Origin of the sequence: Caballeronia sp. LjRoot34, from assembly GCF_964253815.1 — a bacterium.
Classification (GTDB): Bacteria; Pseudomonadota; Gammaproteobacteria; order Burkholderiales; family Burkholderiaceae; genus Caballeronia.
This window is the reverse complement of the sequence record NZ_CAXUSB020000001.1, coordinates 1502322-1516551: the sequence shown is the minus strand read 5'-3', so window position 1 is coordinate 1516551 and position 14230 is coordinate 1502322. Positions and strand designations below refer to the sequence as shown.

Genomic DNA, 14230 nt, shown 5'->3' with positions numbered 1-14230 from the left:
CCACCTTGGCCGCGCGGCTTGATATGCCTGCATCGCGGTGCCTGCCCGGGATCGATTAGGACTACGTCCTTTACAAATTTAAGTCAATCGTCGAGGACCGTACGACATCGCCGGGCGGCGCACACCCAACACAACCCATCCAGAAAAATAATCGATGAAAAATCGTACGCTCATCGCCCATGCGGCCTTATTGCTGTTCGCTCAGATCACCGCCGGACAGGCTTATGCCGCAGGTTCGGACGGCGCCGTGTCAGGCTCCGTCACCGATAGTGCCGGCAAACCCGTCGCCAATGCCAGCGTGGCCCTGCAGGACGCCAATGGTGCGTCCGTCGGCGCCACGAGCACAGACGCGGCGGGACACTTCTCTGTCCATCATGTCGCGCCGGGAACTTATGCGGTCGTTGTTGCTGCGCCGGGCTACGCAAGCGGCAGCAGCATCGCGACGGCGAGCGAGGGCGCGGATGCATCCGTAGCCGTGGCACTGAGCAAAAGCGACGCGATCGATGTGCAGGTCAATGCGAAGCGGCTCGATCGCGCACGCAACGGCCTGTTGCCTGAAACGGGCAGCACCGTGTATCGCTTCAGCCAGGCGGATATCGATACCCTCCCCGCCGGACAGGACACGCCGCTCAATCAGGTGCTGCTGCAAGCGCCCGGCGTGGCGAGCGACTCGTACGGCCAGTTGCACGTACGCGGCGACCACGCGAACCTCCAATACCGTATCAACGGCATCATCATTCCAGAGCCGATCAGCGGCTTCGGCCAGTCGCTGGATACGCGCATTATCGATCAGCTCAATCTGTTGACCGGCGCATTGCCCGCTCAATACGGCGATCGCACGGCGGGTATTGTCGATATTCATACGAAGAACGGCGACCAGGGCAACGGCGGTTCCATCGATGTATTCGGCGGCAGTCACCAGACCATCAAGACCAGCGCCGACGTCTTCGGCAGCCAGGGACCCTTCAGCTACTATTTCAGCGGCTCGCTGGGCGAGAACAATCTCGGCATCGAGAATCCGACTTCAAGCGCCAGCCCGATTCACGATCACACGCGCCAGGGCGATGCGTTCGGCCTCATGTCCTACATCATTAATCCGCTCACGCGCGTGAGCCTGATGTTCGGCACGACCAGCAATCAGTTCCAGATTCCCAATACGCCGGGCTTGCCAACCGCCTTCACCTTGAATGGCAACACCACGTTCGATTCGAGCCAGCTCAACGAGACACAGTCCGAGCTCAACGAGTTCGCGGTCGTCGCCCTGCAAGGTACAAACGGCGGCGCGCTGGACTATCAGGTCGCGCTCTTTACGCGCTATTCGCGCACGCAATTCAATCCGGACCCGGTGGGCGACCTGCTGTTCAACGGCGTGGCGGCGAATGATTTCCACAGTGACAGCGCCAACGGCGTGCAAGCGGATACGACCTACCGGCTCAACGAGAAACACACGCTTCGCGCAGGCATTTCGTTCCAGCAGGAACATGCGATCTTCAACAATAACCTGAGCGTCTTCCCCGCCGATGCCGACGGCAACCAGCTCTCCGATCAGCCGTTCAATGTGCCTGATTCGAGCAGCAAGACGGGGTATCTGTATAGCGCGTACGTTCAGGACGAGTGGAAACTGACCGATAAACTCACGGTCAACTACGGCCTGCGCTACGACAAGATGGACGAGTACGTAAGCGCAAGCCAGCTAAGTCCGCGTGTGGGTCTCGTTTATGCATTGACACCTTCAACCACGGTGCATGCCGGCTATTCCCGTTACTTCACGCCGCCCGCGTTCGAGCTTGTATCGGGCGAAGATATCGCGCGCTTCGCTGGTACGACTGCCCAGACATCGACCCAGAACGATCCGGTGCAGCCGGAACGCAGCGACTATTTCGATCTTGGCGTCACGCAGCGGCTGAGTTCGACTCTCACGGTAGGCGTGGACGCGTACTACAAGAAATCGACGAACCTGCTCGATGAAGGGCAATTCGGCACTGCGCTGATCTTCACGCCGTTCAACTATAAATACGGCCGCGTGTACGGGGTCGAATTCACCAGCAACTATAAACAGGGCAATGTCTCGGCCTACGTGAACGTCGCGTTCAGCCGCGCACAGGGCAAGGATATCGACTCGGCACAGTTTAATTTCGACGCCAGCGAACTTGCGTTCATCAGTAATCACTATGTGTTCCTCGATCACGACCAGCGCGTGACCGCCTCGTTCGGCGGCGCTTACCAGTTGGGCAAGACCACCTTCACCTTCGACGGCATCGTGGGTAGCGGCTTGCGCAGCGGCTTCGCCAACACGGACCGCCTGCCCGTGTACACGCAGGTAAACCTCGGCGTGATTCATCACTTCAACTTCAACGAACCGCTGATCGGCAAGTTCGACGCGCGCCTGCTGCTTATCAACGCGTTCAACCGCGTCTACGAGTTGCGCGACGGATCGGGCATTGGCGTGGGCGCACCGCAGTATGGCCCGCACATTGCCGTGTATGCGGGTATCACGAAGAATTTCTGATAGATCGGATAACTTAACAAAAGGCTTTTATCATGCAGGATTGGGCAGGTATTACTGCCGCGGCAAAGGTGGGTGGCTGGGTGGTGTACCCGCTCACGCTTCTTGCCGTGCTGGCGATCGCTATCGTAATCGATCGCGCGTATGTGTTCATCCGATTTGCAAGCCAGCCTGGAACCGGCACCCACACGCTGCCGGCACAACACGCGTTCAGCCGCCTCGATGCAACCGTGATAGCGCCGGCCGGAACACCATTATGGCTGGTCGAAGCCCGTGCGCAATCGGCGGCAACGCGTATCGAACGGGACATGAGCCGTGGGTTCTGGGTGTTGGAGACTATCGTGACGGCCGCGCCCTTGCTCGGGCTGTTGGGGACCATCGTCGGAATGATGCATTCGTTCCAGCTATTCGGCGGCAACGGCCTGGTTAATCCTGGCGGTGTGACCGGTGGCGTGGCGCAATCGCTGGTGGCGACAGCGATCGGATTGGTCGTCGCGTTGTTCGCGCTTTTCGCGTTCAACTATTTCTCGCGACGCCTTGAACGTCTGATCGATGATCTCGAAGTGCACGCCAACGAGCGCCTGAGCGAGATTCGACTCAGGGCCGAAACCGCCGGATCGATAACCGGAGACTCGCGATGAAATTCAGGTGCTCGCGGGCGTCCAGGCGTGGGCGCATCGAGATCATTCCGATGATCGACGTGATGTTCTTTTTGCTCGCCACGTTCATGCTGGCGTCGCTGGCCATGCAACGGCTGGATGCCGTCAAGGTCGATTTGCCGTCGGGACAGGCGCAGCAGATGTCCGAGGATCAGCCGTTGACCCTGGCGGTCGATCGCACGAACACGATCTTTCTCGACCGTCAGCCCGTGCGTCTCGATCAGGTGGAAGCCGGCGTGAGGCGGCTTCTCAAACCGGACCGGAACGTGGTCATTGCCGCGGACGACGCCGCGGCACAAGGAGCGGTCGTTCAGGCCATGCTGGCCGCGCGCCGCGCGGGCGCGGAGCATTTCCTGATCGCAATACGTCGTGAGTAGCGGGATGGGACGACGGGAAGATCTGATGGGTGCGTCTCGGTTCAGATTCGGCGCGGCCCTTCTGATTGCGTTTGTGCTTTGGGCGCTTCTGCTGACCCAGATCGTGAACCCGCTCTTGCGACCTCTGCCAAGCCCCGCCGTCCCGGTGCAAGTAACTATGGAAATGCGTCTTGTCGAATTGGCCGCGCCCTCCGCAAATACACGTGCCACAGCCCCTTCGGCGCCCGCTGCGGCGCTCACCCCGCAAGCGCACGCACGACGAGATCCAGCGCCCGTCCGAGTGGTGAAACCGCGCGAAATCCAGCGTCCGTCCCCGGAACCCATGATGGTGAAAACAGACCAAGCTGCGCCGTCAGCGCCGCCGGAGGCAAGCCCCGCAGCAACATCCACGGCAGCTGTAACAGCGTCGTCATCTTCTGCATCAACAAGCAATACAGCGGCTGCGTCAGCGGGCTCCGCCGCACGCGTCATCAGTCAGCCAATGCCTTCTCTTCCCGACGATCTTCGTGAGGATGCCTATCAGGTGGTCGCAGTCGCGCGTTTCAATATCCACGCGGATGGAACAATTGAAGTAGAACTTTCGAAGCCGACGCAAAACCCTCGCCTGAACGCATTACTGCTTGAAACGCTGCGCAAATGGCGGTTTTTCCCCGCGATGCAAGGCGGACATCCCGTGGAGAGTCATCAGGACGTGCGTGTGCATTTCAACGTGAGTTAAGGCGTTGCGCTTAACGCGAGCAGCGGACTGGTAAGTAGCCGCGTCAGAATCAAGGCCACAACCCACGAGTTGACTCATGTCATAAGCGGCCATCGCGCAAGCTGCACATGCTGCGTTTTACCAACCCTGCTATCTACGAGAACAAACTCGCGCGCGGTCCAGCGGACTGGTTCGATCGTTCGCTCGACGACTTCGTGCTTGTCGTAAAGCAAGGTCAGATGTGGCGTGAAGCCTGACGGCTTCAGATTCAATCCGGCCCTCGCCAACGTCGCGCCGAGAATGCCGCGGAACTCCCTCAGCGCATCAACGCCGTCGCTTCCGAGCAGTACGACGGGCCGGTCGCGCGCCGTCCGGTGAAAACTGCCGGCGTGATCAAATGCAACGTCGAACGCGGGCATCGAAATGGTGGAAGCAGTGGCTTGCGCCCACGATGCGACACGCTCAAAAAACGTATCGTGGACACCGATAGAATGCAATGTCACGTGGAAGTGCGCAGTCGGAAGCGGCTTTCCCTTCAAGCCATGTTCGACACGCAGACGCTGCACCAACCGCTCGATACACATGGCGGTATCCGGGTCCGGCACAATCGCGAAGAACAGGTGATGACGCTCAACCGGTCGCGGCGCGGGCCTTGCGTCTAATCCCGGTAGCACTAATTGCTCTGGCATACGATTATCACGCCCACGGTTCATGGGATCCTCCGCTCGGCTGGTGCCCGGACGATTGCGAACCCATCGCCAACCCATCGCTGACCGGCTTAAACGCGGGCAATCACGTCAATCGATCACCCGGACCTTCCCCGAAGCGAGATCGTAGATCGCTCCGGCCACATGCACCTTGCCCGCCCTCACATACTCTCCGATCAGCGGCTTCGAGACCCTCAACCGGTTGGCGTTCAGCCGCACATTTTCGATAGTGGCGTCCGCCACCAGATCGCCGTGCCCGTGCATCCTGGCAATCTCGACGGCCGGCCTGATCGCCCTGACCAGTTCGGGCAAATGCCCCGGCAAGACGGCATGTTCGCGGATCGCCTTGACTGCGGCGGAGACTGCGCCGCAATGTGTGTGTCCGAGCACCAGGATCAACGGTACACCCAGGAACTTCACCCCGTATTCCAGGCTAGCGAGTCCGTCGTCGTTGACGAAATTGCCAGCGACCCTTACGACGAACAGATCACCCGGGCCTTGATCGAACGCCAATTCGGGCGAAACCCGCGAATCCGCGCAACCGACAATCGCCGCAATGGGATATTGCGCCGTAACTCGCGCCGCCCGGCCAGCGGAATAGTCCTTGTTTTCAGGCATATTGGCGGCATATCGATTGTTGCCCTGCAGCAGGCGAGCAAGCGCATCTGAGGGGGCAATCGCGTTGGGAGCAGGTCCCGTTGAAGCCTGATCTGCACGCGCATCGTGCAACGAAAATGCAGCGAGGGTCGCGGACGCCACACCGGCGAACAGAGCGCGCCGCCGCGACAAAGAACACATCGAATGAACGCACATGGATCACCTCCTCCAGAGGGATAAACGCCGCACTCATCGCCGGACGCAGATGCACGTCCCACGCTCTTCGATAATGCGTCAACCGCGCCCAGGCGAACGTGTTCTTCGCCTCGTTGCGCTTCAATTGCCGCCGCGCCAATCACGGCTACCGAGCCGAAAACGTCGAGTCGCTCATTGGATACCGGCGACCGGAACCGTGACAACGGGTTGTGCATACCTTACGTTCGCCGCAGGCACGGCAGCGTAGCTGCGCTGCACCGGCACATGGACCACCCGTTTCGCGCCGGTACGGAAACCGCAACGACAGGAGCCGCCGCGACATCGCTCGGCTGAACCGGGACGGTGTAATGGACAGGCCGCGACGGCGGTACATAGACCATAGCCGGTCTGGCATAGACAACAAATGTCCGCGCTTCAGCGCCGGTGGAGAGCATGAGCCCGAGAGCGGCAGCGAATGCACTGATAAGACGAATATTCATGTGAATTCCCTTCGATTCGATCGGCAGGTCTCGTCTTATGGTGGCGCCGGTTAGAAGCCTTCGCAAGCGAATTGGCGACCACACATCGAGCACGGCGTTGCGCGTACTATTTGCGTGTGGACGCGGCCGAAACAATCGCGCTGGGCAACGCCTTACCGACAGAAGCGAAGATGGAGACGGAGACGAACTTGACCACCCCAGACAATCTGATCGATGCAACCACTGCCCGCGAAGGCGCGACCTACGTACTGGTTCACGGCGCCTGGCACGGCGGATGGTGCTGGAATGCCGTCGCCCGAATCTTGCGCGCGCATGGGCATCAGGTCTTTACCCCTACGCTCAGTGGCCTTGGTGAACGTGCGCATCTGCTTTCGAAGACTATTGATCTCAGCGTCTTCATCCAGGACGTCGTCAATGTCCTCGAGTACGAAGACCTGACCAACGTCGTTCTGGTCGGCCACAGTTTTGGCGGACTGCCGATCACCGGCGCGGCGGATCGCGCGCCTCAGCGCATCCGACAACTTGTCTTTCTTGATGCCGTCGTGCTCGAACACGGACAGACGGCGTTCTCCCGGCTCGCCCGCGAGATCGTGGCGCAACGCATCGCACAATCGAACGAAACCAGCAAAGGCGTCTCCATACCCGTGCCGCCCGCAAGTGCATTCGGTGTCTTCGAACCCGCCCAGGTGGCGCTGCTGGAACGCAACTGCACCCCGCATCCGCTGAAGACCTTCGACGACCCCATAACGCTCAACGGAACCGTGGGTGGCACCATCCCGAAGGTGTACATCCAGTGTGTCGATCCGGTGTACGCGCCGTTGCAAACCAGCCGCGACTTCGTGCGTGCTCAAGCAGACTGGGCGTGGGACGAGATAGAAACCGGACACGACGCAATGATCAGCGCGCCCGAAGCGCTTGCCGCCAAATTGCTCCGGTACGCGTCGTAGTCACGCGGGTTTGGCGATCGCTGCACGTACTGCCTGGCAGTGCCGCACAAGCTCAGGTCGTGTCAAAACAAACTGCTTGAGCGGCGTGTCTATATCGTAGAAAAAGATGTTTGCCACGAAACCATAAACGCTGGCGTCGATAGTTGTTGGCTGCGTGCCGAACAGGAATTCACTGTCGCCAAGCAGGTTCGAAATCACCTGCAAATCGGAGACACCGCGCGCATAGACCTCACTGGTTTCAAAGCGGCCGATGCCTTGATACCGATACCGCTCGAAGTTGTATTGTCTTGCCGCGTCGAGACTGTCTGCCGTAATGCCCGGATGTGCCGACATGAACGCGTCCTTGAAGATCGGCCAGAAACGCGGATCGCTCCAGCGTGAATACGACATGACCCAATACAGATCGTCGAGCGCGCGCCCGATCAAAAAGTCCAGGTCCTGCTGGATGGGTGTCAGCGCGTGGTCGATAGCCAAGCCGTACTTCCGCTTCAGATAAGCGATGATGGCGTCGCTGTCGCCAATCGATTCCTGATCGTCGGTCACGTAGGGAAGCTGTCCGCGAGGCGCGGATTTTGTATCGACGATATGCCTGTGCTCGAAAGGCAAACCGCAGAGTTTGAGGAACGCGAATACCTTCAGACCATACGGATTATTGTCTTCGATACCGTACAGTTCCGGGTATGAAAAGAGAGTGATCATGCAACGCTCCCTGAAAAGGGTGCTGCGTGGCGGGTATGGACGTAGGCACTTGCAGTTTATTCCAGCGGGCCTGGCGAGCAACTGGAAACGCTCGGGCGCTTGTACCGTGCCCGGGCACGCCGCTGCCGATCGCTCATATCGAGAAAAACCGCCGCGCCTGCCATCACTCGCGCTTCGACGTTCGGCTCGGCCACCGCGCGACTCACTCCTGATGCGCCGAACCCGTCGCAATGCGCTCGGCCAAACCGGCGTCGTAGCTGGAATGGACATGCACCCGCTTCTTGTCAGGATACGCGTACGTGTAGGCCTTCCTCAGCGCCAGCGACGCTTCATGAAAGCCCGAAAGAATCAGCTTTTGCTTGTTCGGATAATTCGCAATGTCCCCCACTGCGAAGATTCCCGGTCGCGAGCTTTCGTAGTTCGACGTATCCACATCGACCCGGCCGCCGACAATTTTCAAACCCCAGTTCGCGATCGGTCCAAGGTCGGCGACCAGACCGTACAGCACCACGAGATGATCCGCATCGATCTGCGCGGTGCCGCCAATCTGCCGGATCTCGATCGATGCCAGCTTGTTTTCGGGGGCAGCCAGCGCGGCGATAGAACCCACCATGAACTCCATTTCTCCCGCATCGACCGCGCGCCTCATCTCATCGACACTCGATGCCACCGCGCTGAACCCATTGCGCCGATGCACCAGTACGACTCGGCGCGCGACTTGGCGCAAGGTCAGTGCCCAATCAAGCGCGGAGTCACCGCCGCCGGCGACTATCACGGTCTTATCGGCGAAATCGGCGAGATTGCGCACGCTGTAGTGGACGTGGCTATCTTCAAGGGGTGTCGCGTCGGGAAGTGCAAGACGCTGCGGTACGAACGCGCCGTTGCCGGCGGCCAGCATGATCGCGGCGGTATCGAATATGAGGCCCTGGCCTGTCGTGACCGTCCATCGGCCGTCTTCGCGCTGCTGTACGGTTTCGACTCGTTGACCTAAATGAATTGGCACGTTGAACGGACGGCATTGCTCCATGAGCCGGTCGACGAGTTCGCGTGCCGTGCATGATGGAATCGCGGGGATATCGTAGATGGGCTTCTCGGGGTACAACTCGATGCATTGCCCGCCGATCCGTTCGAGCGTATCCACGATCTGACACGATAACCCAACCACCCCCGCCTCGAATGCCGCAAAGAGACCTACGGGTCCTGCGCCGACGATCAGGACATCGGTTCGTATCGGGGATGTTGATGCGGTTGGTGTGTCGACACGAGTGTCTGCTTCAGAAGTCATTCGGTATCCGTGGTGTCATGCACGCGGGCGCGCTGCATCTGTTGATCCACCATACAGAACCTGCCGGCTCAGGGCAACGAAGGCACTATCGGCGGCGTGGACAGCGGTTGAAAAAATAACTTCTACGTGCCACTGATCCGAGCCTATCCCGCGCGGACGCCAACTCAACACAGATCAGCACAACGGCGGGGATTTCGCGCTCCGTATAGTTTTCATCGGACGACATACGTGGCTAGATCCAAGTAAATATCAATAAAGACGGTACTTCCACAAGATCCGTATCTGTAATGCCGTTGGCGACTTCCCGATAGACCAGATAAAAGAAAACAACAACGTACTCATTTTGTAAATGTGGAACCAACCGCGCTCATCGTTGGCAGCTCAGGTGGTTGCGATATTATACGTCATTGACGTATAATCAACCCATGCTGACAATAGTTGAAACGCCTCTTTTCAAGAACCTTGTATCCGACTACTGGAGCGAGGACGAACGCGGTGAGTTCTGCTCATGGCTCGCCAATAATCCGGATTCGGGGGACGTTATCCCCGGCTCAGGAAGTTGCCGGAAAGTCCGGTGGAAACGTCAGGGCAGTGGCAAGAGCGGTGGCGTCCGCGTCATCTACTACAACCGACTGGCAAACGGCGAGATATGGTTGCTGACTATCTACGCCAAGAGCGCACAGGAAAATATCCCGTCGCACATCCTTAAAGCAATCAAGGAGGCAATCGATCATGCCTAAGACAGAAAAGGAACTCACCGAGCGCGACAAAACACGCGATATCGGTGCGGAATTGCTGGAAGCTGTCCAGCAGATGAAGGGCGGAATGGCTGCCCGCACAACCACCGTTAAGTTGAATGCAGCAAGCGAAGCCCGCATGAAAGTGGGTCTGTCTCAATCCCAGTTTGCCTCGGCGCTGGGCGTATCGGTACGGACGCTTCAAGAATGGGAGCAAGGTCGCCGGGCCCCATCTGGTGCCGCGCAACGCCTGTTGAATATCGCAGCAAGACATCCCGAAGTACTCATCGAAGAACTGGCTACAAGTTAGCGACTGCGTTACGCCGGACAACGAGATTAGCCAGCCTCATCATTGTTGTAGACCGCGCGAGAAGATCGTCCGCCCTATGACAGACGCTTCTCGATCCAGTCTCCGTTGAACTCAGGGCCCGCATGGCCAGGATAGAGGCCAGGCAGTCGACGTTATCGCCGACTGGATGACTGGCAAATCGCCCTCATCACGACGCGCGCTGGCCCCCATTGAGCCGCAGGTAAACCCGGTAACCGAGGAGGCTTGCTTGCCAAAAGACACCGTTGTGCTATAAAAAAATGCTGGCTAGAACATATCGACCAGTCGCCCAGCCGAAGAAATGGGCGCCTCCACTGGAGCGAGCACAATAATTCATGAGTCTTCTGGAGCTCAGAGACGTTTCCAAACACTTCGGCGCCATTCGCGCCCTGAACGGTGTGACGTTGAGTCTGGAGCCGGGCCAGGTGGTCGGGCTCATGGGAGACAACGGCGCCGGGAAATCGACGCTGGTGAAAGTAATCGCCGGTAACTTCCCCCCGTCGCATGGCGAAATCCTCATCGACGGCAAGCAGGTGCATTTCGGCAAGCCGGTTGACGCCCGCGCTCAGGGTATCGAAGTCGTCTATCAGGACCTCGCGCTCTGCGACAACCTCACGGCGGCGGCAAATGTCTTCCTCGGCCGTGAGCCACGGCTCGGTTTCTGGCCCATCCGCATTCTCGATCACGCGACCATGTACCGGCGCGCCGGCGAACTCTTCAAAGAACTCAAATCCGAGACGCGCCCGCTCGATCTCGTCAGGCAGATGTCAGGAGGCCAGCGGCAGGCCGTGGCGATCGCTCGCACGCGCCTCTCCGAAGCGCGGCTCGTCATCATGGATGAACCGACGGCGGCAATCAGCGTCCGGCAGGTGGCGGAGGTGCTCAGCCTCATCACACGGCTGTCCGAACATGGCATCGCGGTCATTCTCGTCAGCCACCGCATGCCTGACGTTTTCACCGTCGCCGACCGCGTGATCGTGATGCGGCGCGGGCACAAGGTCGCGGACAAGAAGACCGAAGCGTCCTCACCGGAAGAAGTGACTGCGCTCATCACCGGAGCGATCGCCACCGCCTGAACCTGACTCGCATGGGAGTCCGAAATTGAACGATCCGCAGGAACGGCCTACGCCAATGTCGGCATTGCTGGATAACCCGCAAGCCGCGAGCACCCATACCCGCTGGACGGGGCTGATGGCGAGCCAGGTGTTCTGGGTGGTGCTCGCCACCATCGTCGCCTGTGTCGTGCTCTCGTTCGTGACCTCGACCTTTGCGACGCAGCAGAACCTTTTCAACGTCACGCGCAACTTCGCCTTTGTCGCAATCGTCGCGCTCGGCATGATGGCCGTGATCATCACGGGCGGCATCGACATTTCGGTCGGCTCGACTATCGGCTTGAGCGGTATCGTCCTCTCGGTGGTCATGAATGCCGGCTACCCGATCTGGGCCGGCATCGGCATGGGGCTCTTGACCGCAGGACTCGTCGGCCTCGTGAACGGTCTGCTTATCGCCTATCTCGACATGCAGCCTTTCGTCGTGACGCTCGGCATGCTGAGCGTTGGCCGCAGCCTCGCGCTGGTGTTCTCCGGCAGCCGGACGATTTTCGATTTCGGTCCCGACGGCAGCAAGCTCCTTGCGCTCGGCGGCGGCAAGACCTTCGGCCTCGCCAATCCGGTGTGGTTCCTGATTGTCCTCGCCGTGCTTTTCTGGTTCGCTTTTGCGTGGACGCGCTGGGGCCGCTACGTCTTCGCGGTCGGCGGCAACCGCCATGCGGCGAGACTCACCGGCGTTCCGGTGCGTCGCATCATCTGTTCCGTCTATGTGCTCGCCGGCCTCATGGCGGGCGTCGCGGCAATCCTCGAAGTCGGCTGGCTCGGCGCGGTGACAACCGGCCTTGGCACCGGCGACGAATTGCGCGTGATCGCCGCGACCGTGATCGGCGGCACCAATCTCATGGGCGGCATCGGCAGCGCCTTCGGGACCGTCGTCGGCGCCGCACTTATCGAAGTCATCCGCAATAGCCTGATCCTGCTCGGCGTCGACTCGTTCTGGCAGGGGACGGTCGTGGGTGCATTCATCATCGTCGCCGTGCTGTTTAACCGGCTCGGCGGCGAGCGGCAAGGAGATTGACATGTCTTCGGGGGCACTAGCCGCTATACGGCCGGTGCCTGGAGGGACGGCCGGACAAGATGCGGAACTGCCGGACGCTGGGGTTCACAAGAAACGCGAGGTTCTGCGGGAAGGATAAAGCGCGGACACGGGCTTTCCTTGCGATTATTACGACAATCGTGCAAGCAGACATGGGCACCGTAGAGCCCACGCCGACAGCTTGGCATGGGACCGGAGGCAACAATGAAGAAAATGTTGATGTGTCTTGCTGCGATCGGAGGGCTTGCCATGCTGGCCTCCTCTTCCGCCTTCGCAGCCGATAAGACCCTGGCGCTGGTGGTAAAGGGACTCGACAACCCCTACTTCGACCTCATGCATCAGGGATGCGAGCGGGCGAACAAGGAACTCAAAAGCCAAGGCTATACGTGCTACTACACCGGTCCCGCGACGGCGGCGGACGAAAGCGCTGAAGTGCAGATCATCGATGACCTTCTGACCAAGGGCGTGTCGGGGATGGCGATCTCGCCCGCGAACGCCCCGGCCGTGGCCGAAGAGTTGCGCCGCCGCAGTGTGACGATCCCGGTCATCACCGCAGATGCCGATTTGTTGCCGAAGGACGCCTCGCTCCGGAAAACCTACGTCGGCACCGACAATTATGAACTGGGCGTCAAGCTCGGCGAGCAGTTGAAGTTGTTGATGCCGAAGGGCGGGAATGTCTGCCTTGTCATGGGCAATCCGGCGGCCGAGAACATCAACCAGCGCGCCCAGGGTACGCGCGACGCGCTCTCCGGCAAGAAGGGAATCGCGAAGCTCTCGGGAGAAAACGGTTGGCATGAGATCAGCGCCTGCCCGCTCTACGTGAACGACGACGCCGCCAAGGCGAACCAGATGATGCAGGACACGCTGACCGCCAACGCCACCGGTCTCGATGCCTTCGCGCTCGAGGGCGGCTGGGCACTGTTTGCGCCGCAGGCCTATTCGCAAGTCGTAGCTCCTATCATGGACAAGATCCAGAGCGGCAAGTTCGTGATCGTCTCGGCCGATACGCTCGGACCGGAACTGCAGGCTCTCAAGGATCACAAGGTCAATGTCCTCGTTGGCCAGCGGCCGGAAGAAATGGGCTATCAGGCAGCGATGGTCATGCGTGACCTCGCGCAAGGAAAGACGGTGAAGCCGGTCATCCACACCGGCCTTGACACCTGCACCTGGAAGAACGCCGACACCTGCCTCAAGCATTGAAGACCGGGAGGGTCCATTGCAAAGAGGGATGCGGGAGCCGAGGCAGCTTCGACTCGGCCCCGTCACGCGGCTTTATTTTGTCGAACAGGCGGTTCATGAAGCCCGCCTGCGTCAGGCCCGCTTTCCTTGAGCGAGGTCGATCAGATCGTCAAGCAGGTGAACCGGTCAAAGCGAGCGGCGCGGCGACGATAACCAAGCCCTTTCGGAACATTTTCTCCAACATGCAAAATCGCCTGATACTGCTCCGATCACAACGCGAAACCTCCATCGATCGTCAGGCTGGACCCCGTCATGTATGTGGCCTCTTCGCTCGCGAGATAGGAAACAAGTGCCGCGATCTCGGTGGGCTGCCCCACGCGCCGCAGCGGCACCATCTCGGCAAGCCGCGAGATCATGCCGGCGGTGATGTCGGTCTCGATCGGACCTGGCTGGATGTTGTTCACGATGATCCGGCGCGGCGCGAGATCGAGCGCGATGCCCTTCACCATGGTCGCCACAGCGGCTTTAGTTGTCGCGTAAACCGTCGAGCCCGGGAAGCTCGAGCGAACCGCCGTGTTGCTGCCGATAGCACGCCGGCACAGATGGTCGCTCGGGTATCCAACATGCGTTTGTGCTGGAGGATGAACGGCATCATCGCGTCCAGCCATGACT

General features: G+C 59.9%; 16 protein-coding genes. 10 read left to right on the top strand and 6 right to left on the bottom strand.

What is annotated here, in order from left to right; genetic code table 11:
• Nucleotides 1-154 precede the first annotated feature (154 nt).
• Genes ACSQ36_RS06690 through ACSQ36_RS06680 form a run of 3 tightly spaced genes read left to right on the top strand, consistent with a single transcriptional unit; the run spans nt 155 to nt 3542 of the window.
• Nucleotides 155-2509, top strand: a complete 2355-nt coding sequence (locus ACSQ36_RS06690) for a TonB-dependent receptor (protein WP_436181307.1) — start codon at nt 155-157, stop codon at nt 2507-2509.
• 32 nt (nt 2510-2541) lie between these two features.
• Entirely contained in the window at nt 2542-3147 is a 606-nt protein-coding gene (locus ACSQ36_RS06685) for a MotA/TolQ/ExbB proton channel family protein (RefSeq protein WP_436181306.1), read from the top strand.
• Nucleotides 3144-3542, top strand: coding sequence for an ExbD/TolR family protein (locus ACSQ36_RS06680; RefSeq protein WP_436181305.1), 399 nt, complete (start codon nt 3144-3146; stop codon nt 3540-3542). Before ACSQ36_RS06685 ends, ACSQ36_RS06680 begins: the two co-directional genes overlap by 4 nt.
• A gap of 236 nt (nt 3543-3778) precedes the next feature.
• Here the strand turns inward: ACSQ36_RS06680 and ACSQ36_RS06675 are convergent, their stop codons facing one another.
• Nucleotides 3779-3955, bottom strand: a complete 177-nt coding sequence (locus ACSQ36_RS06675) for a hypothetical protein (RefSeq protein ID WP_436181304.1) — start codon at nt 3953-3955, stop codon at nt 3779-3781.
• A gap of 68 nt (nt 3956-4023) precedes the next feature.
• Between ACSQ36_RS06675 and ACSQ36_RS06670 the strand changes: the two genes are divergently transcribed.
• Nucleotides 4024-4260: an energy transducer TonB gene (locus ACSQ36_RS06670; protein ID WP_436181303.1), complete on the top strand. Its 237-nt coding sequence runs from the start codon at nt 4024-4026 to the stop codon at nt 4258-4260.
• A 74-nt stretch (nt 4261-4334) separates the two neighbouring features.
• Here ACSQ36_RS06670 and thpR read toward each other — a convergent pair whose 3' ends face one another.
• Nucleotides 4335-4928 (bottom strand): RNA 2',3'-cyclic phosphodiesterase, encoded by a 594-nt coding sequence (gene thpR / locus ACSQ36_RS06665; protein ID WP_436181302.1) that lies wholly within the window; start codon nt 4926-4928, stop codon nt 4335-4337.
• 108 nt (nt 4929-5036) lie between these two features.
• The gene (locus ACSQ36_RS06660) at nt 5037-5759 is read right to left on the bottom strand and encodes a carbonic anhydrase (protein ID WP_436181301.1); all 723 of its coding nucleotides are present in this window, start codon (nt 5757-5759) and stop codon (nt 5037-5039) included.
• A 667-nt stretch (nt 5760-6426) separates the two neighbouring features.
• On the opposite strand from ACSQ36_RS06660, the gene ACSQ36_RS06655 reads away from it, so the two are divergent.
• Nucleotides 6427-7185 carry an alpha/beta fold hydrolase gene (locus ACSQ36_RS06655; RefSeq protein ID WP_436181300.1) on the top strand — a complete coding sequence of 253 codons (759 nt, stop codon included), beginning with the start codon at nt 6427-6429 and terminating at the stop codon, nt 7183-7185.
• Here the strand turns inward: ACSQ36_RS06655 and ACSQ36_RS06650 are convergent, their stop codons facing one another.
• A complete protein-coding gene (locus ACSQ36_RS06650) occupies nt 7186-7884 on the bottom strand; it encodes a glutathione S-transferase C-terminal domain-containing protein (RefSeq protein WP_436181299.1) in 699 nt (232 codons plus the stop codon).
• A 202-nt stretch (nt 7885-8086) separates the two neighbouring features.
• Complete coding sequence (locus ACSQ36_RS06645) at nt 8087-9169, bottom strand: NAD(P)/FAD-dependent oxidoreductase (RefSeq protein WP_436181298.1); 1083 nt, start codon at nt 9167-9169, stop codon at nt 8087-8089.
• A gap of 425 nt (nt 9170-9594) precedes the next feature.
• On the opposite strand from ACSQ36_RS06645, the gene ACSQ36_RS06640 reads away from it, so the two are divergent.
• From ACSQ36_RS06640 to ACSQ36_RS06620, 5 genes are all read left to right on the top strand, one after another.
• On the top strand, nt 9595-9909 hold the full coding sequence (locus ACSQ36_RS06640; protein WP_436181297.1) for a type II toxin-antitoxin system RelE/ParE family toxin: 315 nt from the start codon (nt 9595-9597) through the stop codon (nt 9907-9909).
• Nucleotides 9902-10216, top strand: a complete 315-nt coding sequence (locus ACSQ36_RS06635; protein ID WP_436181296.1) for a helix-turn-helix domain-containing protein — start codon at nt 9902-9904, stop codon at nt 10214-10216. The genes ACSQ36_RS06640 and ACSQ36_RS06635 overlap by 8 nt, the downstream gene beginning before the upstream one ends.
• Before the next feature lie 353 nt (nt 10217-10569).
• Nucleotides 10570-11310, top strand: coding sequence for an ATP-binding cassette domain-containing protein (locus tag ACSQ36_RS06630; protein WP_436181295.1), 741 nt, complete (start codon nt 10570-10572; stop codon nt 11308-11310).
• Between the two features lie 55 nt (nt 11311-11365).
• Entirely contained in the window at nt 11366-12361 is a 996-nt protein-coding gene (locus tag ACSQ36_RS06625; protein WP_436181294.1) for an ABC transporter permease, read from the top strand.
• A 267-nt stretch (nt 12362-12628) separates the two neighbouring features.
• A complete protein-coding gene (locus tag ACSQ36_RS06620) occupies nt 12629-13579 on the top strand; it encodes a sugar-binding protein (RefSeq protein WP_436181293.1) in 951 nt (316 codons plus the stop codon).
• Between the two features lie 248 nt (nt 13580-13827).
• Here the strand turns inward: ACSQ36_RS06620 and ACSQ36_RS06615 are convergent, their stop codons facing one another.
• A complete protein-coding gene (locus ACSQ36_RS06615; RefSeq protein ID WP_436181292.1) occupies nt 13828-14226 on the bottom strand; it encodes an SDR family NAD(P)-dependent oxidoreductase in 399 nt (132 codons plus the stop codon).
• Nucleotides 14227-14230 lie beyond the last annotated feature (4 nt).